Origin of the sequence: Amycolatopsis suaedae (assembly GCF_004214935.1) — a bacterium.
Classification (GTDB): Bacteria; Actinomycetota; Actinomycetes; order Mycobacteriales; family Pseudonocardiaceae; genus Amycolatopsis; species Amycolatopsis suaedae.
Genome location: NZ_SFCC01000026.1, coordinates 23,739 through 46,032, shown reverse-complemented (window position 1 = coordinate 46,032; position 22,294 = coordinate 23,739). Strand labels below are relative to the sequence as shown.

The 22,294-nt window shown below is 71.3% G+C and carries 24 protein-coding genes and 1 pseudogene; 16 read left to right on the top strand and 9 right to left on the bottom strand.

The window, feature by feature from the left end; all coding sequences use genetic code 11:
- Window positions 1–75 precede the first annotated feature (75 nt).
- From EWH70_RS34840 to EWH70_RS34810, 7 genes are all read left to right on the top strand, one after another.
- Entirely contained in the window at window positions 76–1,761 is a 1,686-nt protein-coding gene (locus EWH70_RS34840) for a sodium:solute symporter family protein (protein ID WP_130479865.1), read from the top strand.
- Between the two features lie 12 nt (window positions 1,762–1,773).
- The gene (locus EWH70_RS34835; protein ID WP_130479864.1) at window positions 1,774–2,025 is read left to right on the top strand and encodes a hypothetical protein; all 252 of its coding nucleotides are present in this window, start codon (window positions 1,774–1,776) and stop codon (window positions 2,023–2,025) included.
- Between the two features lie 46 nt (window positions 2,026–2,071).
- Complete coding sequence (locus EWH70_RS34830) at window positions 2,072–3,055, top strand: hypothetical protein (RefSeq protein ID WP_130479863.1); 984 nt, start codon at window positions 2,072–2,074, stop codon at window positions 3,053–3,055.
- A 19-nt stretch (window positions 3,056–3,074) separates the two neighbouring features.
- On the top strand, window positions 3,075–4,076 hold the full coding sequence (gene dhaK / locus EWH70_RS34825) for a dihydroxyacetone kinase subunit DhaK (RefSeq protein ID WP_130479862.1): 1,002 nt from the start codon (window positions 3,075–3,077) through the stop codon (window positions 4,074–4,076).
- Window positions 4,077–4,078: 2 nt separating this feature from the next.
- Window positions 4,079–4,708 carry a dihydroxyacetone kinase subunit DhaL gene (dhaL, locus tag EWH70_RS34820; RefSeq protein WP_130479861.1) on the top strand — a complete coding sequence of 210 codons (630 nt, stop codon included), beginning with the start codon at window positions 4,079–4,081 and terminating at the stop codon, window positions 4,706–4,708.
- The gene (gene dhaM / locus EWH70_RS34815) at window positions 4,705–5,382 is read left to right on the top strand and encodes a dihydroxyacetone kinase phosphoryl donor subunit DhaM (RefSeq protein ID WP_130479860.1); all 678 of its coding nucleotides are present in this window, start codon (window positions 4,705–4,707) and stop codon (window positions 5,380–5,382) included. Before dhaL ends, dhaM begins: the two co-directional genes overlap by 4 nt.
- A gap of 96 nt (window positions 5,383–5,478) precedes the next feature.
- Window positions 5,479–7,248, top strand: coding sequence for a 3-hydroxyacyl-CoA dehydrogenase family protein (locus EWH70_RS34810; RefSeq protein ID WP_130479859.1), 1,770 nt, complete (start codon window positions 5,479–5,481; stop codon window positions 7,246–7,248).
- A gap of 78 nt (window positions 7,249–7,326) precedes the next feature.
- On the opposite strand, the gene EWH70_RS34805 is transcribed toward EWH70_RS34810, so the two are convergent.
- Window positions 7,327–7,533 carry an FmdB family zinc ribbon protein gene (locus EWH70_RS34805; RefSeq protein WP_130479858.1) on the bottom strand — a complete coding sequence of 69 codons (207 nt, stop codon included), beginning with the start codon at window positions 7,531–7,533 and terminating at the stop codon, window positions 7,327–7,329.
- Between the two features lie 32 nt (window positions 7,534–7,565).
- Here EWH70_RS34805 and EWH70_RS34800 point away from each other — a divergent pair, with 32 nt between their 5' ends.
- The gene (locus tag EWH70_RS34800) at window positions 7,566–8,684 is read left to right on the top strand and encodes an alkaline phosphatase family protein (RefSeq protein WP_130479857.1); all 1,119 of its coding nucleotides are present in this window, start codon (window positions 7,566–7,568) and stop codon (window positions 8,682–8,684) included.
- Window positions 8,685–8,700: 16 nt separating this feature from the next.
- Window positions 8,701–8,976 (top strand): hypothetical protein, encoded by a 276-nt coding sequence (locus EWH70_RS34795; protein WP_130479856.1) that lies wholly within the window; start codon window positions 8,701–8,703, stop codon window positions 8,974–8,976.
- On the opposite strand, the gene EWH70_RS34790 is transcribed toward EWH70_RS34795, so the two are convergent.
- Window positions 8,964–9,467: a GNAT family N-acetyltransferase gene (locus EWH70_RS34790; RefSeq protein ID WP_130479855.1), complete on the bottom strand. Its 504-nt coding sequence runs from the start codon at window positions 9,465–9,467 to the stop codon at window positions 8,964–8,966. The genes EWH70_RS34795 and EWH70_RS34790 overlap by 13 nt on opposite strands.
- Window positions 9,468–9,505: 38 nt before the next feature.
- Here EWH70_RS34790 and EWH70_RS34785 point away from each other — a divergent pair, with 38 nt between their 5' ends.
- The 5 genes from EWH70_RS34785 (at window position 9,506) to EWH70_RS34765 (ending at window position 14,631) form a co-directional block, all read left to right on the top strand.
- Window positions 9,506–10,258, top strand: a complete 753-nt coding sequence (locus EWH70_RS34785) for an alpha/beta fold hydrolase (protein WP_130479854.1) — start codon at window positions 9,506–9,508, stop codon at window positions 10,256–10,258.
- A 204-nt stretch (window positions 10,259–10,462) separates the two neighbouring features.
- On the top strand, window positions 10,463–12,244 hold the full coding sequence (ctaD, locus tag EWH70_RS34780) for an aa3-type cytochrome oxidase subunit I (RefSeq protein WP_130479853.1): 1,782 nt from the start codon (window positions 10,463–10,465) through the stop codon (window positions 12,242–12,244).
- Window positions 12,241–13,470 (top strand): phosphoserine phosphatase SerB, encoded by a 1,230-nt coding sequence (gene serB, locus EWH70_RS34775; protein WP_130479852.1) that lies wholly within the window; start codon window positions 12,241–12,243, stop codon window positions 13,468–13,470. Before ctaD ends, serB begins: the two co-directional genes overlap by 4 nt.
- Entirely contained in the window at window positions 13,467–14,237 is a 771-nt protein-coding gene (locus tag EWH70_RS34770; RefSeq protein ID WP_130479851.1) for a peptidyl-tRNA hydrolase, read from the top strand. Before serB ends, EWH70_RS34770 begins: the two co-directional genes overlap by 4 nt.
- Entirely contained in the window at window positions 14,227–14,631 is a 405-nt protein-coding gene (locus EWH70_RS34765; protein WP_130479850.1) for an OsmC family protein, read from the top strand. Before EWH70_RS34770 ends, EWH70_RS34765 begins: the two co-directional genes overlap by 11 nt.
- Here the strand turns inward: EWH70_RS34765 and EWH70_RS34760 are convergent.
- The 4 genes from EWH70_RS34760 to EWH70_RS34745 all read right to left on the bottom strand — a co-directional run bounded on the left by EWH70_RS34760 (window position 14,628) and on the right by EWH70_RS34745 (window position 18,731).
- Window positions 14,628–14,963 (bottom strand): hypothetical protein, encoded by a 336-nt coding sequence (locus EWH70_RS34760; protein WP_130479849.1) that lies wholly within the window; start codon window positions 14,961–14,963, stop codon window positions 14,628–14,630. The two genes, EWH70_RS34765 and EWH70_RS34760, sit on opposite strands and share 4 nt — an antisense overlap.
- A 55-nt stretch (window positions 14,964–15,018) precedes the next feature.
- Window positions 15,019–17,067, bottom strand: a complete 2,049-nt coding sequence (locus EWH70_RS34755; RefSeq protein WP_130479848.1) for an ATP-dependent DNA helicase — start codon at window positions 17,065–17,067, stop codon at window positions 15,019–15,021.
- Between the two features lie 571 nt (window positions 17,068–17,638).
- Complete coding sequence (locus EWH70_RS34750; protein ID WP_130479847.1) at window positions 17,639–17,857, bottom strand: hypothetical protein; 219 nt, start codon at window positions 17,855–17,857, stop codon at window positions 17,639–17,641.
- Window positions 17,858–17,879: 22 nt separating this feature from the next.
- Window positions 17,880–18,731 (bottom strand): LysR family transcriptional regulator, encoded by an 852-nt coding sequence (locus EWH70_RS34745; protein ID WP_130479846.1) that lies wholly within the window; start codon window positions 18,729–18,731, stop codon window positions 17,880–17,882.
- Between the two features lie 11 nt (window positions 18,732–18,742).
- Between EWH70_RS34745 and EWH70_RS34740 the strand changes: the two are divergent.
- Window positions 18,743–19,603, top strand: a pseudogene (locus EWH70_RS34740) (DMT family transporter); the annotation flags it as partial.
- Window positions 19,604–19,666: 63 nt separating this feature from the next.
- On the opposite strand, the gene EWH70_RS34735 reads toward EWH70_RS34740, so the two are convergent.
- A complete protein-coding gene (locus tag EWH70_RS34735) occupies window positions 19,667–20,254 on the bottom strand; it encodes a biotin transporter BioY (protein ID WP_130479845.1) in 588 nt (195 codons plus the stop codon).
- Window positions 20,255–20,451: 197 nt separating this feature from the next.
- Here EWH70_RS34735 and EWH70_RS35740 point away from each other — a divergent pair, with 197 nt between their 5' ends.
- Complete coding sequence (locus EWH70_RS35740) at window positions 20,452–21,096, top strand: hypothetical protein (protein ID WP_165436547.1); 645 nt, start codon at window positions 20,452–20,454, stop codon at window positions 21,094–21,096.
- Here the strand turns inward: EWH70_RS35740 and EWH70_RS34725 are convergent.
- Together EWH70_RS34725 and EWH70_RS34720 are read right to left on the bottom strand one after the other, a co-directional pair.
- Window positions 21,093–21,716: a bifunctional 4-hydroxy-2-oxoglutarate aldolase/2-dehydro-3-deoxy-phosphogluconate aldolase gene (locus EWH70_RS34725; RefSeq protein WP_130479844.1), complete on the bottom strand. Its 624-nt coding sequence runs from the start codon at window positions 21,714–21,716 to the stop codon at window positions 21,093–21,095. The genes EWH70_RS35740 and EWH70_RS34725 overlap by 4 nt on opposite strands.
- Window positions 21,713–22,285 (bottom strand): isochorismatase family protein, encoded by a 573-nt coding sequence (locus tag EWH70_RS34720; RefSeq protein ID WP_130479843.1) that lies wholly within the window; start codon window positions 22,283–22,285, stop codon window positions 21,713–21,715. Before EWH70_RS34720 ends, EWH70_RS34725 begins: the two co-directional genes overlap by 4 nt.
- Window positions 22,286–22,294: the final 9 nt, after the last annotated feature.

Genomic DNA, 22,294 nt, shown 5'->3' with positions numbered 1-22,294 from the left:
TTGATGGAGTAAGGTCCCGGGCGAGTTTGAGTTTGGCGCTCTCTGTTGGATGCTGTTGATTTGGAGGTGGGCCGGGTGCACGTCCTCGCGCAATCGGACCTGCGGCTCGACGCGTCAGCGATCGACTACGTGCTGCTGGCGTTCTACTTCTTGCTGGTTCTCGGGATCGGGTATCTGGCGAGGCGCCAGGTCAACACGAGTCTCGACTTCTTCCTGTCCGGCCGCTCGCTGCCCGCGTGGGTCACCGGTCTGGCGTTCATCTCCGCCAACCTGGGTGCCATCGAGGTCATGGGTATGTCGGCCAACGGTGCCGAGTACGGCATGCCGACGGCGCACTACTTCTGGATCGGCGCCGTGCCGGCCATGCTGTTCCTCGGCATCGTGATGATGCCGTTCTACTACGGCTCCAAGGTCCGCAGTGTTCCCGAGTTCATGCTGCGGCGCTTCGGCAAACCGGCGCACCTGGTCAACGGCGTCAGCTTCGCGCTGGCCCAGATCCTGATCGCGGGCGCCAACCTGTTCCTGCTGGCGACCGTCGTCAACGTGCTGCTGGGCTGGCCGATCTGGGTGTCGGTCATCCTCGCCGCCGTCATCGTGCTCGCCTACACCGCGCTGGGCGGCCTTTCCGCCGCCATCTACAACGAGGTGCTGCAGTTCTTCGTCATCGTCGCCGCGCTGGTGCCGCTGACGGTCGTCGGCCTGTACAAGGTCGGCGGCTGGCAGGGCCTGGTCGACAAGGTGACCGCGAGCCCGGGCGGTGCCGCTCAGCTGTCGTCCTGGCCGGGCAACGAGCTGACCGGTTTCGGCGACAACTTCCTCTCGGTTCTCGGCCTCGTGTTCGGTCTCGGCTTCGTGCTGTCGTTCGGTTACTGGACGACGAACTTCGTCGAGGTGCAGCGCGCCATGGCGTCGAAGAGCATGTCGGCCGCGCGGCGCACGCCGATCATCGGCGCGTTCCCGAAGATGCTCATCCCGTTCATCGTGATCATCCCCGGCATGATCGCCGCGGTCGCGGTGACGGAGATGATCGGCAAGAAGGCCGGCGACCCGGCCTACGCGGGCGTCAAGTACAACGAGGCGCTGCTGTTCCTCATGCGGGACCTGCTGCCCAACGGCATGCTCGGCATCGCCATCGCCGGTCTGCTGGCCTCGTTCATGGCCGGTATGGCCGCGAACCTCAGCTCCTTCAACACGGTGTTCACCTACGACATCTGGCAGGCGTACATCAAGAAGGACCGGCCGGACGGGTACTACCTGCGCTTCGGCCGGATCGTCACGGCGGTCGCCACGGTGCTGGCCATCGGGACCGCGTTCATCGCGTCGAGCTATTCGAACCTGATGGACTACCTGCAGCAGCTGTTCTCGTTCTTCAACGCGCCGCTGTTCGCCACGTTCATCCTCGGTATGTTCTGGAAGCGGATGACGGCGACAGCGGGCTGGACGGGCCTGGTCTCCGGTACGGCCGCCGCCGTCGCGGTGTTCATCATGGCCGAGACCGGAGCGGTGGACCTGCCCGGCCAGGGCGCGAGCTTCGTCGGCGCCGGTGCGGCGTTCGTGGTGGACATCGTGGTCAGCGTCGCGGTCACCTACGCCACCCAGCCGAAGCCGGAGGCACAGCTCGCCGGGCTGGTGTACTCGCTCACGCCGAAGGAGTCGCGTCAGCACTCCACGACGGGCGACGACGCCGGCTGGTACCGCAGCCCGGGGCTGCTGGCCGGGATCGTCCTGGTCGTCACCATCGTGCTGAACATCATCTTCTAGGAGGCGCGAACCATGGCTACCGAATCGAAGACCCGCCGCCGTTCCGCGTTCGACATCCGCATGATCATCGCCCTGCTCGTCGGCGTCTACGGGGTCGTGCTCACCGTGATGGGCATCGGCTTCACCACGGACGAGGAGCTGGCCAAGGCCGCGGGCGTGAACATCAACCTGTGGGCGGGCATCGGCATGCTGGTGTTCGCCGCGGCGTTCGTGCTGTGGGCGCAGCTGCGCCCGCTGGTGCCCGCGGAACCGGACACGGAGTAGGACGTTGTGTGCGCGTGGCGGCCCACGGGCCGCTAACGTGCACCCCGTGTCTGATCCCGCTCGCACCACCCGGTTCCGCCTCGTCGTGCCGGCGGCCGCACTCCTGCTGGCCGCCGGCTGTGGCGGTCCCGACCTGGCGAAGTCGAACTACCAGCGCACCACCGTTCCGCCGCCGTCGCAGGCCGCGCCGGACGCTCCGATCAGCGATCCGGCCGTCGCGTCGGCGGCGCTTCGCGAAGCCAAGCCGTGCGGGCTGCTCGCGCCCGACGTCATCGGCGAGCTGGGCAGCGGCGGCGCTCCGGAGGCCGACGGCTGGGACAAGTGCGTGGTGAGCCTGACCGACGCGGGCGGCAAGCAGCTCCGCTTCACCCTGAAGGTGGGGGAGTCGGTGGCGAGCACGGTCGGCAAGGACGGCAAGGTCGTCGCGGGCCTGCCCGCGGAGGAGGCCAAGAACAGCGACACCGTCTGCATGGTGCAGGTTCTGACCTCCCGCGACCCGGCGCAGGGCATCACCGCCCTGGTGTCCTACCCCGGCGGCGACATGTGCGGCGCCGCCCGCAACGGGCTGGAGAAGGTGATCGCCAAGCTGCGCGGCGGCCCGGAGAAGTGGGACCTGCCCAAGGAGTCGATCGGCACGGTCGACCCGTGCGCGACGCTGGACGGCGCCGTCGTCAAGAACGTGCTGGGCATGGAGCCGAAGCGTGGGTCGAGCGGGGTCCACGAGTGCTTCTGGAGCGGCAGGGGGCCCACGCTGAGCGTGCTGTTCCGCCAGACCGACGCGCCGACGGCCGGGTCGAAGAAGCAGGAGGTCGTCATCGAGGGCGACGTCAAGGGCTTCCAGGAGGCGCCGCAGCGCGAGCAGTCGGAGTGCTCGCTGTCCTGGAAGCAGGGCGGGGCGGACGACCAGTCAGCCGAAGTCGTCACGATCAGGTACAACAATCTGACGGAGAAGGACGTCGCCAAGGACGACCCGTGCGGCAAGGTGATGATGGTCGCCAAGGGGGTTCTCGCCAAACTGGCCACCTCCTGACCCCGACGTTGGAGGCCGAATGAAGAAGATCATCAACGATCCGGCGACGGTGGTGACGGAGTCGCTGCGCGGGCTCGCCGCCGCACACGGCGACCTGGTCCGCGTCGTCGAGGACCCGGCACTCGTGGTGCGGGCCGACGCGCCGGTGGCGGGGCAGGTCGCGGTCGTCTCCGGCGGTGGGTCCGGGCACGAGCCGCTGCACGGCGGGTTCGTCGGGCCGGGCATGCTCGACGCGGCCGTTCCGGGAGCGGTGTTCACCTCGCCGACGCCGGACGCCGTGCAGGCCGCCGTGATGGCCACCGCCGGTGGCGCGGGCACGCTGCTGATCGTCAAGAACTACACCGGTGACGTGCTGAACTTCGAAACCGCCGCCGAGCTGGCCGCTGCCGAGGGACTGGACGTGCGCAGCGTCGTCATCGACGACGACGTCGCGGTGGCCGACTCGACGTTCACCGCGGGTAGGCGTGGCGTCGGCGGCACGGTGCCGCTGGAGAAGATCACCGGCGCCGCGGCCGCGCGGGGCGACTCGCTGGACGACGTGGAGGCCGTGGCCCGCAAGGTGATCGGCCAGGTGCGGTCGATCGGGGTGGCGCTGAGCCCGCCCACCGTCCCGCACGCGGGCGAGCCCAGCTTCACCCTCGCCGACGACGAGATCGAGTTCGGTATCGGCATCCACGGTGAGCCGGGCCGTGAGCGCATCCCCGCCGAGCCGGCCGACGCGCTGGTGGCCCGCATGGTCGACGCGGTCGCCGGGGACCTGCCGTTCGCCGAGGGCGACGACGTGCTGCTGTTCACCAACTCCATGGGAGGCACCCCGCAGATCGAGCTGTACCTGGCACACGGCATCGCCGAGCGGCTGCTCGCCGAGCGCGGGATCAACGTCCGCAGGCGGCTGGTCGGCCCGTACATCACCAGCCTGGAGATGCAGGGCATCAGCATCACGTTGCTCAAGCTGGACGACGAGCTCACCGAGCTGTGGGACGCGCCGGTCAACACCCCGGCGCTGCGTTGGGGGGTCTGACGATGGCGTGCACGGCGGACGGTGTCGCCGAGGCGGTCCGTGGCGCGGCCGCGATCGTGGCCGACCACCGCGTGGAGCTGATCGACCTCGACCGGGCCATCGGCGACGCCGACCACGGGGAGAACCTCAACCGCGGCTTCACCGCGGTGGTCGCGGCGCTGGACGAGGCGGTGCCCGGCACGCCGGGCGGGGTGCTGAAGACCGTGGCGACGACGTTGATCTCCAAGGTGGGCGGCGCGGCGGGACCGTTGTACGGCACGGCGTTCCTGCGGGCGTCGACGACCCTGGGCGACCGGGCCGAGCTGGACGCGGAAGCCGTCGTCCTCGCCCTGCGGGCGGGGCTGGAGGGCGTGCGGGCGCGGGGCAAGGCAGAGACCGGCGACGCCACCATGGTGGACGCGTTCACCCCGGCCGTGGCGGCCGCGGAGGAGAAGGCCGCCGCCGGTGGCGACGTCGCCGCCGTGCTGCTGGCCGCCGCGGACGCGGCCGACGTCGGTGCCGAGTCCACTGTGGACATGGTGGCCCGCAAGGGCAGGGCGTCGTACCTGGGTGAGCGCAGCGTCGGCCATCTCGACCCCGGCGCGCGGTCCACCGCGCTGCTGCTGCGCGCGTTCGCCGAGGCGGCACGATGAGCCGGGTGGGGCTCGTCATCGTGTCGCACAGCGCGAAGCTGGCCGAGGGCGTCGTCGAGCTGGCCGCGCAGATGGCGCCGGACGTCACCGTGCTGGCCGCCGGCGGTCTGGAGGAAGGTGCCATCGGCACCGACTTCGACGTCGTCCGCACGGCGATGGAACGGGCCGAGTCCGGTGCCGGTGTGGTGCTGCTCTACGACCTCGGCAGCGCGCAGATGACCGCCGAGCTGGCGGTCGAGTCGGCGGCCGACCCGGACGCGGCCGTGGTGGTGGACGCGCCGCTGGTCGAGGGAGCGGTGGCGGCGGCCGTCGCAGCGCAGGGCGGCGACGACCTGGAGGCGGTGGCGCGGGCAGCCGCGGCGGCCGGTGCGCCGCCGGACCTGGCCGCGGCCGCGCCGGGTGCCGGTGAGCAGCAGAGCGTCGAGTTGCTGCTGCGCAACGACGTCGGCCTGCACGCCCGGCCGGCAGCGCTGCTGGCGCGCAGCCTGACCGACCTCGGCGCCGAGGTGCGGGTCCGGCTGGGTGACAACGAGGCCGACGCGCACAGCGTGCTCGCGCTGATGTCGCTGGGAGCGCGTAAGGGCGACCGGATCGAGGTGCGGGCGTCCGGCGAACAGGCCGCGGAGGCACTGCGGCGCGTCTCCGAACTGGTGAATCGCAACTTCGACGAGTGATTCGACCTGGGACTCATTCGATTCAGGGACTGGGTCCAGGCGAAATCGTGCCACCATCGACGGGTTACTACCGGCGAGTAACCACCGGAGGCCGTCGTGGCACGAGAGTTCTCCAGCGTTGGCGTGATCGGACTGGGCACCATGGGTGCCGGCATCGCGGAGGTGCTCGCCCGCAGCGGGCTCGACGTGATCGCGGTGGAGGTGGACGACGCCGGCCTGGCCCGCGGGCGCGGTCACCTGGAGCACTCGACGGAGCGGGCCGTGGCCAGGGGCAAGCTGGACGCCGACGGGCGGGCGGCGTTGCTCGGCCGCATTCGCGGCACCACGTCGCTGGCCGACCTCGCCGGCGTCGACCTGGTGATCGAGGCGATCCCGGAGAGCCTGGACCTCAAGGCCGAGGTGTTCGCCGAGCTGGACCGGATCACCGGGCCCGACACGATCCTGGCCTCCAACACGTCGTCGCTGTCGGTGACCGAGATCGGCGTGCACACCTCGCGCCCGGGCAAGGTCGTCGGCCTGCACTTCTTCAACCCGGCGCCGGTGCTGAAGCTGATCGAGGTGGTGCGCACGGTCGTCACCGAGCCGGACGTGGTCGGGGACGTGGTCGCGCTGGCCGAGAAGCTCGGCAAGACCCCGGTGGTGATCGGCGACCGGGCCGGGTTCATCGCCAACGCGCTGCTGTTCGGCTACCTCAACCACGCCGTCACGATGTACGAGCAGCGTTACGCCACCAGGGAGGACCTGGACGCCGCGATGCGCTTCGGCTGCGGGTACCCGATGGGGCCGCTGTCGCTGCTCGACCTGATCGGGCTGGACACCGCGTACGAAATCCTCGACACGATGTACCACCAGTCACGCAACCGCCTGCACGCCCCGGCGCCGCTGCTCAAGCAGATGATCACGGCGGGCCTGCTCGGCAGGAAGTCCGGCCGGGGCTTCTACACCTACCGGGAGCCGGACTCGCCGGTCGTCGTCGACGACGGCCCGGCGTCCACTGTGGACACCTCGGCGGCCCGGGAGGTCCGGACGGTCGGCGTCGTGGGTACCGGGACGATGGCGACCGGGATCGCGGAGGTGTTCGCCAAGGCCGGTTTCGAGGTCCTGCTGCGGGGCCGCACCGCGGCGAAGGCCGAGGCGGCCGCCGGCCGGGTGCGGTCGTCGCTGGACCGGTCGGTGCGCAAGGGCAGGCTCACCGAGGAGGCCGCCGCGGAAGTGGCCGCGCGGCTGCGGCCGGTGGTGGACTTCGCCGACCTGGCCGGGGCGGACCTGGTGGTCGAGGCCGTCGCCGAGGAACTCGGCGTGAAGCGGGCGGTGTTCGCCGAACTGGACCGGGTCCTGCGGCCCGGTGCGGTGCTGGCGACCACGACGTCGTCGCTGCCGGTGATCGAGTGCGCGGCGGCCACGACGCGGCCGTCGGACGTGGTCGGCCTGCACTTCTTCAACCCGGCGCAGGCGATGAAGCTGGTCGAGGTGGTGCGCACGATCTCGACCGGGCCGGCGGTGCTCGCCACCGCGCACGCGGTGTGCGAGCGGCTGCGCAAGCACCCGGTGCACTGTGCCGATCGCGCCGGGTTCATCGTCAACGCGCTGCTGTTCCCGTACCTCAACGACGCGGTGAAGATGCTGGAGGCCCACTACGCCGAGGCCGCCGACATCGACACCGCGATGAAGGTCGGCTGCGGTCTGCCGATGGGACCGTTCGAGCTGCTCGACGTGGTCGGCCTGGACGTGTCGCTCGCCATCCAGCGCACGCTGTACCGGGAGTTCCGCGAGGCCGGGTTCGGGCCCGCCCCGCTGCTGGAGCACCTGGTGACGGCCGGACGGCTGGGCCGCAAGACCGGCAAGGGCTTCTACGACTACACCTGAGCCCGGCCCAAAGCACGTGAAGGCCACCTTCATTACGTGAGACGTGGTGAAGGTGGCCTTCACGAGCTTCCGGGCGGGTCAGCCGCAGCAGCCGCCACCGCAGCAGCCGCCGCCACCCGACGGGGCGGGTGCCGCCGCGCCACCGGTCAGCGAGACGGCGTTCAGCAGCTTCACCGTGTCGGCGTGCCCGTCCGGGCAGACGGCCGGCTCGCCGGCCTCGCTCATCGGGCGGACCAGGTCGAAGGTCTCGGTGCATTCCCGGCAGCGGTAGGCGTAGGTCGGCATGTCGCCATTATCCCCGGTGGCACACTGACGGGATGCTGCTGGACGGGTATCCGCACCTGGCCGAGGTGATGCCGTCGGCGATGGCGCTGCTGGACGTGCCGGGGCAGGTGGACACGCTCGGGCTCGGCGAGGCCGACCGGGTGTGCGTGCTGCTGGTCGACGGGCTCGGCTGGGAGCTGCTGCGGGACCACGCCGCCGACGCACCCGTGCTGACCGAACTGGCGGGCAGGCCGCTGCGGGTGGGCTACCCGTCGACCACCGCCGCCGGGCTGGCCGCGATCGGCACCGGCGTGGCGTCCGGCGAGCACGGTTTCACCGGGTACACGTTCGAGGTCCCGGGCGTCGGCGTGGTGAACGCGTTGCGCTGGCGCAGCCACGAGGACGGCTCGGACGTGCGGGGCCTGCTGACGCCGCAGGACGCGCAGCCGCTGACGACGACCTTCGCCCGCGCGACCGCCGCGGGTGTCACGACCAGCGTGGTGTCCGGCGCGGAGTACGCCCGCACCGCGCTCACCCAGGCGGTGCTGCGCGGCGGCCGGTACCAGGGCGTCTACGCGCTGGGCGACCTCGCGGCCGAGGTGCTGCGGGCGCTCGGGCAACCCCGCAGCCTGTGCTACGCCTACCACAGCCAGCTCGACCAGCTCGGCCACGTGTACGGGCCGGGATCACCGGCCTGGCGGATGCAGCTGCGGCACGTCGACCGGCTCGTGGAGTCCATTGTGGACGGCTTGCCGCCCGGTGGCCTTCTCGCCGTCGTGGCCGACCACGGCATGGTGGAGATCGGGGAGAAGCTCGACCTCGACGACACCCCGGACCTGCTAGCCGGTGTCCGCGCGTTCGGCGGCGAGGTGCGGGCGCGGCACGTCTACACCGAGCCGGGCGCGCAGGCCGACGTCCTCGCCGCGTGGCGGGCGACACTGGGCGAGCGAGCCTGGGTGTGCTCGCGCGACGAGGCGGTCGAGGCCGGGTGGTTCGGGCCGACGGTGTCCGACCTGGCCCGGCCGCGGATCGGCGACGTCGTCGCGGCCGCCTGCGACCGGTTCGGCATGGTGCGGGAGCTGGCCGAGGCGGTGGAGTCGTCGCTGGTCGGCCAGCACGGTTCGCTCACCTCCGCGGAGCAGCTGGTCCCGCTCGCGCTGGCCCGCGGCTGAGCCGTACCGTGGCCGCGTGCCACGCCGTAACCGCCACCAGCCCGGCCCGCGGCCCCGCTCGGGGGCGTCCCTGGGCTGGGCGACCGCGGAGTCGGCACGGGACGGCGACTGGCTGGTACGCACGGTCCCCGGCGCGCAGGCGACGAAGTTCTACCGCTGCCCGGGCTGCGACCACGAGATCCGCCCCGGCACCCCGCACGTCGTCGTCTGGCCCGCCGGCGAGACCGGTTCGGTGGCCGACCGCAGGCACTGGCACCGCGGCTGCTGGGACAGGAGAACTCAACGGCGGTAGTTGCGGGAGGGGAGACCCTCGTACTCGATCTCCTCGTAGTTGGCGAAGCCCAGTTTCTCCGCCACCCGCAGGGACGGCTTGTTGATCAGCGCGACCGTGATGATCACCGGCCACGGCAGTTCCCGCTCCGCCCACTCGACGACGGCGCTCGCCATTTCCGTGGCGTAGCCCTTGCCCCAGGCGTCCGGGAGGAAGCGGTAGTACAGGTTGAGCGCCTTCTCGTCGGTGAGCACCTTGTGCTGCACCCCGCCGACGCCGATGATCCTGCCGCTTGCCTGCTCCACCACGGCGAGGTAGCCGAATCCGTGCTGGTCCCAGTGGTGCAGCCAGCTCTCCAGCTGCTTGCTCGCCTGCGCGCGCGTCGGCGGGTCCGGGTTGTAGCGGTTGGCGTCGGGATTCGACTGGATCTCCACGACATCGGCCCGGTCCTCCGGCCGCAGGGGCCGCAGCAGCAGCCGTTCGGTCCGGATGTCAGCCCAATCGACAGTCACTCCGCGACCGTACCCGCCATGTCGGACAGAATGCTCGTATGGCTGAGCTCCCACTGGTTCTCCTGCACGCGTTCCCGGTCGACTCGCGCATGTGGAACGGCGTACGCGCGACGCTGGCCGCCCGGACCCGGCTGATCACTCCGGACCAGCGTGGGCTGGGCCGCAGTCCGATGCCGGAGACCGACCGCGAGCCCAGTCTCGACGACGCGGCGGCCGACGTCGTGGCGCTGCTGGACAAGCTGGAGCTGGAGCAGGTCGTCCTCGGCGGCTGCTCCATGGGTGGCTACCTGACCATGGCGGTGCTGCGGCGGGCCCCCGAACGGATCGGCGGGCTGGTGTTCATCGACACCAAGGCGACAGCCGACGCCCCCGCCGCCGCGGCCAACCGGCACAACGTCGCCGAACGGGCCGAGCGCACGGGCAGCGTGGCGTGGCTGGCCCCTTCGATGGTGTCGAAGCTGGTCAGCAAGGGCACGTTGTACCGCCGCCAGGACGTCGTCGACGACCTGCGGGGCTGGATCTCCGCGCAGCCGCCCGCCGGGGTCGCGTGGGCGCAGCGGGCGATGGCGGCCCGGCCGGACTCGACCGACCTGCTGCGGGAGGCCGACGTGCCCGCCCTGGTCCTGGTCGGGGCCGAGGACGGCATCACGCCGCCCGCCGAAGCCCGCGCCATGGCGGACGCGCTACCGAAGGCGCGGCTGGTCGAGCTGCCGAGGGCCGGGCACCTGAGCCCGCTGGACGACCCGGCCGGCGTCGCCGACGCGATCGTGCGCTGGTACGACAGCTGGTGACGCCGCGGGATGTGCCCAGCGCCACAGAACCAGGTTCTGCCTGGTCAGCGGGGTTGTCCCGGAGGGGCTCACAGCGGGGGTGACCCGTCGGACCAGGTCGTTTCCCCACCCATGGGGCGATCTTGCCAGCCGGTGCACACCCGTCAGTAGGGCCCGGGCTACGATCCCCGTACACGTGTCACCCGAGCAGTGCAGGAGGCAGGAGTGACGGCCGTAGCCCCCAAGCCGATCGCCACGCGCCCGTACCCGGCGCGCGAGTCGGTGAAGGGTTCGTACCTGCTGCGGTTGTTCCGCACGACGGACCACAAGCAGATCGGCATCATGTACCTCGTCACGTCGTTCGCCTTCTTCATGGCGGGCGGGGCGATGGCGATGCTGATCCGCAGCGAGCTCGCCCGGCCGGGACAGCAGTTCCTCTCGCAGGAGCAGTACAACCAGCTCTTCACCATGCACGGCACGGTGATGCTGCTGCTGTACGCGACGCCGATCCTGTTCGGCTTCGCGAACTTCATCCTGCCGCTGCAGATCGGTTCGCCGGATGTGGCGTTCCCGCGGCTGAACGCATTCTCGTACTGGCTGTACCTGTTCGGCGGCCTGATCGTGATGTCCGGGTTCCTCACCCCGGGTGGCGCCGCCGACTTCGGCTGGTTCGCCTACACGCCGCTGTCGGACGCCATCCACTCGCCCGGCGTCGGCGCCGACCTGTGGATCTCCGGCCTGGTGGTCTCCGGTCTCGGCACCATCCTCGGTGCGGTCAACATGATCACGACCGTGGTCTGCCTGCGCGCGCCCGGTATGACCATGTACCGGATGCCGATCTTCACCTGGAACATCCTGATCACCAGCATCCTGGTGCTGCTGGCGTTCCCGATCCTGACCGCGGCGCTGATGGGCCTGCTCGCGGACCGGCATCTCGGCGCACACGTCTTCGATCCCGCCAACGGCGGTGTGATCCTCTGGCAACACCTCTTCTGGTTCTTCGGCCATCCCGAGGTGTACATCGTCGCGCTGCCGTTCTTCGGCATCGTGTCGGAGATCTTCCCGGTCTTCAGCCGTAAGCCGATCTTCGGCTACAAGAGCCTGGTCTGGGCGACGCTGGCCATCGCGGCGCTGTCGGTGGCGGTGTGGGCACACCACATGTACGCGACCGGCGCCGTGCTGCTGCCGTTCTTCGCCTTCATGACCTTCCTGATCGCGGTGCCGACCGGCGTCAAGTTCTTCAACTGGATCGGCACGATGTGGAAGGGGAACCTGAGCTTCGAGTCCCCGATGCTGTTCTCGGTCGGGTTCATCGTCACGTTCCTCTTCGGCGGTCTGACCGGCATCCTGCTGGCCGCGCCCGCCATCGACTTCCACGTGTCGGACAGCTACTTCGTGGTGGCGCACTTTCACTACGTGCTCTACGGCACGATCGTGTTCGCCACGTTCGCCGGGATCTACTTCTGGTTCCCGAAGATCACCGGCCGGATGATGGACGAGAAGCTGGCGAAGCTCCACTTCTGGACCACGTTCATCGGCTTCCACGGCACGTTCCTCGTCCAGCACTGGCTGGGTGCCGAGGGCATGCCGCGCCGCTACGCCGACTACCTGGTCAGCGACGGTTTCACCACGCTGAACATGATCTCCACCATCGGTGCGTACATCCTCGGCGCCTCGACGCTGCCGTTCATCTGGAACGTCTTCAAGAGCTACCGGTACGGCGAGATCGTCACCGTGGACGACCCGTGGGGCTACGGCAACTCGCTGGAATGGGCGACCTCCTGCCCGCCGCCAAGGCACAACTTCACCGAGCTGCCCCGGATCCGCTCCGAGCGGCCCGCGTTCGAGCTGCACTACCCGCACATGATCGAACGCATCCACAAGGAAGGCGAGATCACCTTCTTCGGCAAGCCGAAGGTGCACGGTGAGGCCAAGGCGCCGTCCCAGGTGCTCACCGAGGCGGCCATCCCGGGTAAGCACGACAAGGACAACGCGAGCGAGCAGTGACGCAGACGCCGGTTCTGATCACCACCACTGGTCCGGACAAACCTGGCGTCTCGTCGGTGCTGTTCGCAGCGCTGACCCGGCACGGAGTGGACCTGCTCGACGTCGAGCAGGTGGTGATCAGGGGCCAGCTCGTGCTCGGCGTGCTCGTCCAGGTCGACTCCGACCCGGAGGGTCTGCAGGAACTGGTCGAGCAGGCCATGGCGTCGGTGTCCATGCAGGTGGACGTCAGGATCGGCGCGGCGATCGGCGCCGACCCGTTCGCCCCGGGGCGTCAGGGTGCCTCGCACGTGCTGGTGGTGCTCGGGCACCCGCTGACGGCCCGCGCGTTCACCGAGGTCGCACGCAGGCTGGCGGCGCTGGGCGCCAACATCGAGACGATCCGCAGCATCGCCGACTACCCGGTGACCGGCCTGGAGGTCTTCGTCTCGGCCGCGGGTGACGGGCCCGAGGCCGACGCTGAACTCCGTTCGGCGATGGTCGACGTCGCCTCCGCCGGCAAGCTGGACATCGCGGTCGAACGGGCGGGCCTGGCCCGCCGGGCCAAGCGGCTCATCGTGTTCGACGTGGACTCGACGCTCATCCAGGGTGAGGTCATCGAGATGCTCGGCGCCCACGCCGGCGTCGAGCCGCAGATCCGCGAGATCACCGACGCCGCGATGCGTGGCGAGCTGAACTTCACCGAGTCGCTGGAACGCCGGGTCTCACTGCTGAAGGGGCTGCCCGCGACGGTGCTGGACGAGGTCGCGGCCGCCATCGAGCTGACGCCGGGCGCCCGCACGACCGTCCGCACGCTCAAGCGCCTCGGCTTCCGCTGCGGGGTGGTGTCCGGCGGCTTCACCCGCATCATCTCCTCGCTGGCCGACGACCTCGGCCTCGACTTCGCGGTGGCCAACGAGCTGGAGGTCGTCGACGGGGTGCTCACCGGCCGGGTCGTCGGCGACGTGGTCGACCGGGCGGGCAAGGCGACCGTGCTGCGGAAGTTCGCCGCCGAGTACGACATCCCGCTGTCCCAGTGCGTCGCCGTCGGCGACGGTGCCAACGACATCGACATGCTCGGTGCCGCGGGCATGGGTGTCGCGTTCAACGCCAAGCCCGCGCTGCGCGAGGTGGCGGACACCGCGCTGTCCCACCCGTACCTCGACGCCGTGCTGTTCATGCTCGGCATCAGCCGTGCCGAGGTGGAGGCCGCAGACGCCGCGGACGGGCTCGAGCCCGAACGGCTGTGATCCTGCGTCCGCTGGCCGCTCGCTACGCGTCCTGGCTGGGCCTGCCCGCCGAACAGACCGCGCTGCCGGAGGCCACACCCGACGAGGTCCGCGCGATGCCGGTCATCCTGCGCATGGAGAAGGCCGAACCACCGGGGCGGACCCCGCTGCTGGAGGCCGCCGCGGCTGCCGCGCTGGCCGTCTGCCTCGACGAGCGTGCCCAGCCCGGCGGCCTGTGGCACGAACCCGTCAGCGACTGGGTCTCCGGCCACATCCGCAAGGTCGCCCGCAGGGCTCGCGGGGCGCACTGGACGGCCGTGTGCGACCTGCCGGGCGTGACCGTCACCGTCGACGGCGCGCAGGCGCGGGCCCTCGTGCCCGGCCGGGTCGTCGACGCGCCCAGGGAGGTCGCGCGGCTGCAGATCTCCGGAAGCGAGCTGCCCGCCGACGAGCCGGGACCGCCGCCGGCCGACCGTCCGCTGCTGTGGCTCAACCCGACCGTGGAGATGACCGTCGGCAAGGCCGCCGCCCAGGTCGGGCACGGCACGATGCTGCTGGCCTCGCTGCTCGGCGAGGAGGAACTGGCCAAGTGGGCAGGTGACGGTTTCCGGTGTGCGGTGCGGGTTCCGTCCGCGGCCGAGTGGGCAGCGTTGCTTCCCGGGCCCGACCCGGGACAGGCGTGGCGGGACCGCGGTGTCATCGCCGTGCGCGACGCCGGGTTCACCGAGGTCGATCCGGGCACGGTCACCGTGCTCGCGCAGTACCGGGAGGTTGTCGATGGGGCTTGAGGTGCGCAGGGTCGGCGAGCACCATTTCGTCGGCAGCAACGGCCGGGGTGCCGAGGTTCCGCTGGGCCGCAAGGGGCAGGACGGGGTGTTCTCGCCGTCGGAGCTGCTGCAGGTCGCCGCGGCCGCGTGTGCGGCCGTGACGGGCGAGCAGCTCATCACCCGCCGGGTCGGCGAGGACTCGGAGTTCCGCGTCGAGGTCACGGCCAATCAACACGAGGGCGCGCACGAACTGGCCGGTGTGCACGTCCAGTTCGATGTGGACGTGTCCGCCTTGGACATGGAGCAGCGCGTGGCGCTGGCCGAGGCGGTCGACCGGGCCGTCGACCGGTTGTGCACGGTCAGCCGGACGCTGCGCCGCGGCGTGCCGGTCACCGAGCAGTTCCCGATCGACTAGTTGGCGGAGCTGTCCTTCCGCCACACGACGTAGGCCTCGTCGGCGTCGGTGGTCATGGCCTCGATGAACTTGTCGTTGTCGAAGCCGGGAAGCGCCTGCAGCCGCTCGATGAGCGCGTCCGCGGCCGGGTCGCCGCTGGGGATGGCCGTCCCGGTGCCGTCGCTGCCGGCGAGCATCAGGAAGACGTCCTCTTTCCAGGGCCCCTCGGGGATCACTCTGATCACCACGGAGGACAGCTCGGACCAGGTGACGGATTCTTCGCTTCCGTCGGCGAGCTGGCGGCGGACCCCGGTGTCGTCGACGCTGACCGATCGGGACTGTGCCTGGGACAAGTGGTTCTCCCGTCTTTGCCGTTCTTTTAACGGTACTGCCGGACTCCGGCGGCCCTCAGCCCGGGGTTGCGGCATCCAGCCGGCGCAGCGCGGCCCTGGCCACCTCCGGGTCCGACGTCGGCCAGAACGGCGGCAGCGACGCACGCAGGAACCCGCCGTAGCGGGCGGTCGCCAGCCGTGGGTCGAGGATGGCGACGACCCCCTTGTCGCTGGTCGACCGGTGCAGCCTGCCGACACCCTGGGCCAGCAGCAACGCGGCGTGGGTGGCCGCGACGGTGAGGAAACCGTTGCCGCCACGGGCTTCCACGGCACGCTGCCGTGCGGAGGACACCGGATCGTCCGGCCGCGGAAACGGGATGCGGTCGACCACCACCAGGTGCAGCGACCCGCCGGGGACGTCGACGCCCTGCCACAGCGACAGCGTCCCGAACAGGCAGCTGCGGGTGTCCTCGGCGAACTTGCGTACCAGCAGCGCCGTCGAGTCGTCGCCCTGGCACAGGATCGGGTGTTCCACCCGGTCCCGCAGCTCCTCGGTGGCCTGCTTGGCCGCGCGCATCGAGGAGAACAGGCCCAGGGTGCGGCCGCCCGCCGCGTCGATCAGCTCGGCCAGTTCGTCGAGGGTGGCCGGGGCCAGCCCGTCGCGGCCCGGCGGCGGTAGCTGCTTCGCGGTGTAGAGGATGCCGTTGCGGCGGTAGTCGAACGGCGAGCCGACGTCCAGCCCTCGCCAGGCGGGACTGGTCTGCTCGGCCGGCGGTGCCTTGTCGGTGGCGGTGCCCTCGGCCTTGACGGCCTTCGGCTGGCTGGGCGGCAGGCCCCACTGGCGGGCCAGCGTGTCGAAGCTGCCGCCGAGGGCCAGCGTGGCGGAGGTGAGGACGGTGGTGCTCACGCCGAACACCCGCTCCCGCAGCAGGCCGGAGACGCTGAGCGGTGCGACGTGCAGAGCGGGCGGGCGTGGGTTGGCCGAGTAGCGGTCGCCGCTGAGCCAGACCACGTCCTGCCGGTGCGCGGTGTCCTCCTCGAACGCCTCCAGCAGCCGGTTGGCGGTGTCGTGGATTTCCTCCAGCAGCGTGAGCGCGAGGCGGCGGGCGGTGGCCGCGTCGACGTCTTCCTTGCGCTCCGAGCCGAGCCCGCTGACGCACAGGTGCGCCGCGTCGCGGACCGCGGTGACGGCGCCGGACAGTGCCTGCGGCAGCGAATCCATCCGGCCGGGCTGCAGGTCGTCGAGCACCAGGGCGAGGCCGTCGCCGGACTCCATCAGCCGGTCGGCGACGTCGGCGTCGACCAGCCTGCCGCACCTGCGGGCGGCCACCGAGATCATCGCGCCGGTCAGCTCGGCGGTGGCGACCGAGGTGACCCGGTCGACCAGCTCGTGGGCCTCGTCGATGACCACGAGGTCGTGCTCGGGAAGGACCTGGTAGCCCTGCAGTGCGTCGATGGCCAGCAGTGCGTGGTTGGTGACGACGACGTCGGCCTTGCCCGCCTCGGCGCGGGCCCGTTCGGCGAAGCAGTCGGTGCCGATCGGGCAGCGCGCGGCGCCGAGGCATTCCTTCGCCGTCACCGAGACCTGGCGCCAGGCGCGGTCGGACACGCCGGGTACCAGTTCGTCGCGGTCGCCGGTCTCGGTGTCCGACGACCAGGAGTGCAGCCGTTGCACCTCCTTGCCAAGCCGGGACACGGCGAACGGGTCGAACAGCGCCCCGTCCTCCGGCTCCTCGGGCGCGCCGCTGTCGAGGCGGTGCAGGCACAGGTAGTTGCGCCTGCCCTTGAGGATGGCGAAGGTCGGCTCCCTGCCGAGCGGCTTCTTCAGCGCCTTGGCCAGCCGTGGCAGGTCGCGGTCGACCAGCTGGCGCTGCAGCGCGATCGTGGCCGTGGAGACGACGACGGTGGTGCCCTTCTCCACGGCGTGCCGGATGGACGGGACCAGGTAGGCCAGCGACTTCCCGGTGCCGGTGCCCGCCTGCACGGCGAGATGCTCGCCGGTGCGGATCGCCCGGCCGACGGCGTCGGCCATCGCCACCTGGCCCTCGCGTTCGGCACCTCCGACGGCCTCGACCGCATGCGTCAGCAGTTCGAGGACACCGGGGAGTTCAGCGGTCTTGGGCACGGAACGAGACGGTACCGGGCCGCCCCGTCAAACCGTGGCCGCCGGGGCACGAACGGGCCGCTCGCGCCGCGGGCGCCCGCGAACGGGCACGTCACGCCCGGGCGTCGAGACCGCTGTGGTGGCGCCGACGGTCACCAAGGCACGTGAAGGCCACCTTCACCACGTCTCACGTCAGGGCCCCGGCAAAGTCCGTGGCCGGGTGATCGTGCGCGAAGGTGGGACTCGCGTACCGGAACGTGGAACTCGCGTGCACGAGCGTGGAGTTCATACCGTGAGACACGCCTCTCACCGCGTGGTCCCGCGAGTCCCACCTTCGTGCACGCGAGTCCCACGCTCCCGCACGCGAACTCCACCTTCACGTACGGGCGGGAACGTACAACTCGCGCGTGAGAACGTACGACTCGCGCGAACGAGCCGTTCACGCAGGCGACCGGCACTAGGTGAGAACCCGGTCCACATCGTGAGTTCTGCGCTCACGCACGCAAGTTCTGCGCTCGAAACCGCCACCACCCTGCCCTGCCCCACCACGACTTTGCCGGGGCCCTGACGTCTCACGTAGTGAAGGTGGCCTTCAAGAGTTCTGATCCTGACGTCGCCGACGTGCCGCTCGCTCCCATGGATCGTCGAGGTCATCAGGCGTCTCCTCACCGAGCAGGTCCTTCAGCTCGGCTGTGAGCCCGGGATCCGCCTGTGGTGACAGAACCTCCTCGAACGGGAGGAACCGCTTGCGGCGCTTCGGCGGGACCGGTAGCGCCGCTCCAAGCCCGTCGTCGGATGGGATCTCGGCCATGCCGACGACGGTAGCTGATGTGCTACACGCTCTCGACCAGCGCGGTTACGGCCGGGTGCCAGGGGCGGTCCAGGGGGCCGGTGAGGATCAGCCGCCGGTGCAGGCGCTGCCGCAGCGGCACCAGCACGAGGCCCTCGTCGAGCATCGCGGCCGCCAGGCCTGGCACGACCGAGACGCCCAGCCCGGCACGGACCATCGCGACCAGCGTGCTGAGCTCGCGGACCCGGTGCGTCGGGCGCAGCGGCACCCCGGCCCGCCGGTGCACCTCCTCGACGTGCGGCTCGCAGCCGCCGAGCGAGAGCAGGAACGGGTCGTCGGCGAGGTCGGCCGCGTCGATCACCGGCTCGGCCGCCAGTGGGTGGTCGGCGGGCAGCAGGGCGTGGAACTCGTCCGAGCCGACCTGCACACCCGTGGTCCGCGGCGGGTCGACGAGGATCGCCGCCTCGACGGTCCGCGCGGCGAGCCAGTCGGCCACCTCGTCGTCGTCGCCCTCGAACACCCGGACCGACACGGCGGGAAACTCCGCACGCCACCCGGCGAGCAGCCGGGGCAGCAGGCCGAGGCACACGGTCGAGACGGTGCCCAGCCGGATCGTGCCGGACGGGCCGCCCGCGGCCTCGGCGGCCAGCCCGGTGATGGCCTCGGCCGCCGCGACGGCCGTGCGCGCGTGGTCGAGCAACCGCATGCCGAACGCGGTGGGCCGCGAGGTGGCGCCGTCCCGGCGGATCACCGGCCTGCCGACCGTGCGCTCCAGCGCGGCGACCGCGTGCGAGACGGCCGACTGGCTGATCCCGAGCGCAGGCGCGGCGGCACCGAACCCGCCGGCCTCGACCACCGCCACGAAGGCCCTGAGCTGGGCCAGATTCAGGCTCATGAGCAACTCTCATGCTTCACGGGGAACCACTTGTTGGACTCATTGTGCCTCATCCGGGCAGTCTCCGGGATGTGCGTGAACGTTCCTGGTTGCCCGGTTTCCTGCTGCTGAGCGTCGTGTGGGGGCTCAGCTTCGCCCTGATCAAGATCGGCGTCGACGCCGGCGTCGGCCCGCTGTGGGTGGCGCTGTCGCGGTGCCTGTTCGGCGCGGCCGCGTTGTGGGCCATGCTCGCCGTGACCCGTGGCGCGCCGCCCCGCGACCCGGCCCTGTGGGGACACGCCATGGTGGTCGCCCTGCTGCTGCACACGGTGCCGTTCACGCTGGTCGCCTACGGCGAGACACACGTCAGCTCGGTCGTCGCCGGGATCCTCAACGCGATGACCCCGCTGATGACCATGGCCTTCGCCATGCTGCTGCTGGCCGACGAGAAGCCCGGCCTGGCGCGGCTGGGCGGCCTGGCCGTCGGCTTCGGCGGGGCGGTGCTCGTCCTCGGCGGCGGGCTGTCGGCGGGGGTCGGCTCGGTGGCGGGCAGCCTGGCCTGCCTCGGCGCGACGGCGTGCTACGGCGCGGGGTTCGCCTACACCCGTCGTTTCCTGGCCGGTCGCAGGTACTCGGCCACGGCGCTGTCGGCGGCCCAGGTGACGGCGGGGACGGTGCAGCTCGCACCGTTCGCCCTCGCTGTGGAAGGCGTGCCCGCGTGGCCCGGAACCGGTCCGCTGCTCGCGCTGCTGGCGCTTGGTGCGGTCGGGACCGGGGTGGCCTACGTGCTGAACTTCGACGTCATCCGCCGCGCGGGGTCGACGGTCGCGGCGACGGTGACCTACGTGATGCCGCTGTGGTCCACCCTCGCCGGCGCGGTGTTCCTGGCCGAACCGCTCGGCTGGAACACCGCGGCGGGCGGGGTGCTGATCATCGCCGGGGTGGCGCTGAGCAGGTCAGCTCCGGTTGAAGCGGCCCAGCAGCGCCCAGACGCCGGGCAGCAGGCCGGCGGCGATGACGATCTTGATGGCGTCGCCGATGAGGAACGGCGCCACGCCCTTGTCGAGCGCGGTGGCCAGGTCGAACCCGGTCGACGCCATCAGCCACGACACGCCGACGACGTAGATGGCCAGGTTGCCGAGGACCATGGTGGCCGCGGCCCGCAGCGGAGTGCGGTCGCCACCGCGGCCGGCGAGCGCGCCCACCAGGGCGCCCGCGAACACGAACCCGACGACGTAGCCGGCGCTGGCACCGTACAGGCCGGACGTTCCGCCGTTGAACCACGGCACGCCCGCGGCGCCGACCAGCAGGTACACCACCATCGACAGGGCGCCGCGGCGCCAGCCGAGTGCGGCACCGACCAGTAGCGCGGCGAAGGTCTGGGCCGTCATCGGCACCGGGCTGCCCGGAACCGGCACGGTGATCTGCGCGGCCACACCGGTCAGCCCGGCGCCCGCGGCGATCAGGGCCAGGTCGCGGGCCAGCGCCCCGGGAACGATGTCGGCCAGGACGGCCGGCCGCGCGGTCAGCGACGGTGTGGACACGGGGACCTCCAGTCGGGCAGGGAAACTCCAGCACCGCAGGTTAGCGCCCGGACCGGGCCCGACGGGACCTCCGAGTTGCCCACCACACATCCCGAGATCCACTCTTCCGAGTGGTGTACGCCGGAAGTGGTCAGGGTGCGGCGGACCGGTGCCGATGCCGATGAAGGGAGATCGCGCGAGTTCGAAAGGAGTGCACCGTGTCGAGGTTTGCGAAGATCACGGTGGTGGCGGCTACCTGCGCGGGCCTGGTGATGGCCCCGGGTGCCGCGCAGGCGGAGGTGGCGCCGACGGCGCTGGGCTCCGTGGGCGAGGTGGACGTGACGCTGGACGGCACCGTGTCCGAGGTGGCGCCGATCGCGCCGTGCACGCTCGGCGCCACCGAGTCGAACAGGACCAGCGGGGTCACCGAGGGCGACACCAAGTACGGCGCGGGCGAGACCAGCTGCGTGACCATGCCGGGCGGCTTCGCCAGGGCGGAGGTGAAGGGCAGCCGGTTCGAGACGAAGGTGCTGCGGCGGTTCGGCGGGCCGACGATCAAGGTCCGGACCTACCTCGCCCGCTGCGACACCACGAAGACCGGCGCCGCGGGCTACGTCGAGCTGAGCGGCCTGTCCGGCGTCTCCGTGCCGTCGTCCATCCCGGCCAACCACAAGATCACCGTGCCCGCGCCGGACGGCGGCAAGCCGCTGGCGGAGGTCATGGTGAACGAGCTGATCGCGCCGACCCCGCCGGACGGCAGCCTGCGGACCAACCTGATGCGCATCACGCTGTTCCCGCAGGGCGGCCCGGCCAGCGGCGAGATCGTGGTCGGCTCGGCGGCCTGCGACCCGTTCGGCGGCTAACGCGTCGTCTCGTTCACGAAGGCCCACGCCCGGATGGCCAGCCGGTCGTCCTGGTCGCTGCGCAGGCTCTCGCCGATCAGCGGACCGGCCACCGCGACGGCCACCGCACCGGCGTCGAGGTAGGGCCGCACATCCTGCGGTCCTACCCCGCCGGTAGGCACGAGCGGGACATCCGGCAGCGGAGCACGCACGGCCTTGACGTAGTCGACGCCTCCGGCCTGCGCGGCGGGGAACAGCTTCACCGCCGTCGCGCCCAGCCGCCACGCCTGGTCGATCTCGGTCGGGGTGTACGCCCCGGCCAGCACCGGCAGCTTCAGCTCCTCGGCCCTGGCCAGCACCGCCGGGTTGACCGTCGGCGTCACCAGAAACGCCGCGCCTGCCTCCGCCGCGGTGTCGACGTCGCCTGGCTCGCGGACACTGCCTGCCCCGACGATGACGTCGGGCAGTTCCCGGACCAGCTCGGTGATCGCCTCCGGCGCGCCCGGCGTGGTGAGCGCCGCTTCCAGCAGCCGGACCCCCGAGTCACGCAGCACGCGGCCCACGGCGGTGAACCGGCTGGTGTCGTCGGCCCGCAGGATGGCGACCAGCCGATGCGTGGTCAGCTCGTCGAGGAACGTCATCCCGCCACCTTCGGCGTGCCCGACAGCGCGACACCCGCCGCGCGCAGCTCGTCCATCGCAGTGTCCACGGTGGACGCCGAGACGCCGGCGGTGAGGTCGAGCAGCACCCTGGTGCCGAAGCCGGCGCGGGCCGCGTCGAGTGCGGTGGCCCGGACACAGTGGTCGGTGGCGATGCCGACGACGTCGACCCGCTCGACCTCCCTGGCCCGCAGCCAGTCGGCGAGCTGCTCGCCGGTGCCGCTGGTGCCCTCGAAGCCCGAGTAGCCGTCGCTGTACTGCCCCTTGGAGAACACCGCCGACACCGGCACGACGTCCAGCTCGGGGTGGAACGCCGCCCCGGGCGAACCCGCGACGCAGTGCACCGGCCAGGAGCGGACGAAGTCCGGCTGCTCGCTGAAGTGCGCGCCGGGGTCGATGTGGTAGTCCCTGGTGGCCACCACGTGGTCGTAGGCCGACTCGGTGAGGTACGCCGAGATCCGCGCCGCCACCTCGGCGCCACCCGCGACGGCCAGCGCGCCGCCCTCGCAGAAGTCGTTCTGCACGTCCACCACGATCAGTGCGCTACCCACCTGTACCTC

Bases quoted from the DNA above. Each gene is read 5' to 3' on its own strand.
- EWH70_RS34765 (WP_130479850.1), top strand. From the start codon at position 14,227: ATGGGGCTTGAGGTGCGCAGGGTCGGCGAGCACCATTTCGTCGGCAGC.
- EWH70_RS34835 (WP_130479864.1), top strand. From the start codon at position 1,774: ATGGCTACCGAATCGAAGACCCGCCGCCGTTCCGCGTTCGACATCCGC.
- EWH70_RS34800 (WP_130479857.1), top strand. From the start codon at position 7,566: ATGCTGCTGGACGGGTATCCGCACCTGGCCGAGGTGATGCCGTCGGCG.
- dhaL (WP_130479861.1), top strand. From the start codon at position 4,079: ATGGCGTGCACGGCGGACGGTGTCGCCGAGGCGGTCCGTGGCGCGGCC.
- dhaM (WP_130479860.1), top strand. From the start codon at position 4,705: ATGAGCCGGGTGGGGCTCGTCATCGTGTCGCACAGCGCGAAGCTGGCC.
- EWH70_RS34725 (WP_130479844.1), bottom strand. From the start codon at position 21,716: ATGACGTTCCTCGACGAGCTGACCACGCATCGGCTGGTCGCCATCCTG.
- EWH70_RS34750 (WP_130479847.1), bottom strand. From the start codon at position 17,857: ATGGCCGAGATCCCATCCGACGACGGGCTTGGAGCGGCGCTACCGGTC.
- EWH70_RS34745 (WP_130479846.1), bottom strand. From the start codon at position 18,731: ATGAGCCTGAATCTGGCCCAGCTCAGGGCCTTCGTGGCGGTGGTCGAG.
- dhaK (WP_130479862.1), top strand. From the start codon at position 3,075: ATGAAGAAGATCATCAACGATCCGGCGACGGTGGTGACGGAGTCGCTG.
- EWH70_RS34785 (WP_130479854.1), top strand. From the start codon at position 9,506: ATGGCTGAGCTCCCACTGGTTCTCCTGCACGCGTTCCCGGTCGACTCG.
- EWH70_RS34805 (WP_130479858.1), bottom strand. From the start codon at position 7,533: ATGCCGACCTACGCCTACCGCTGCCGGGAATGCACCGAGACCTTCGAC.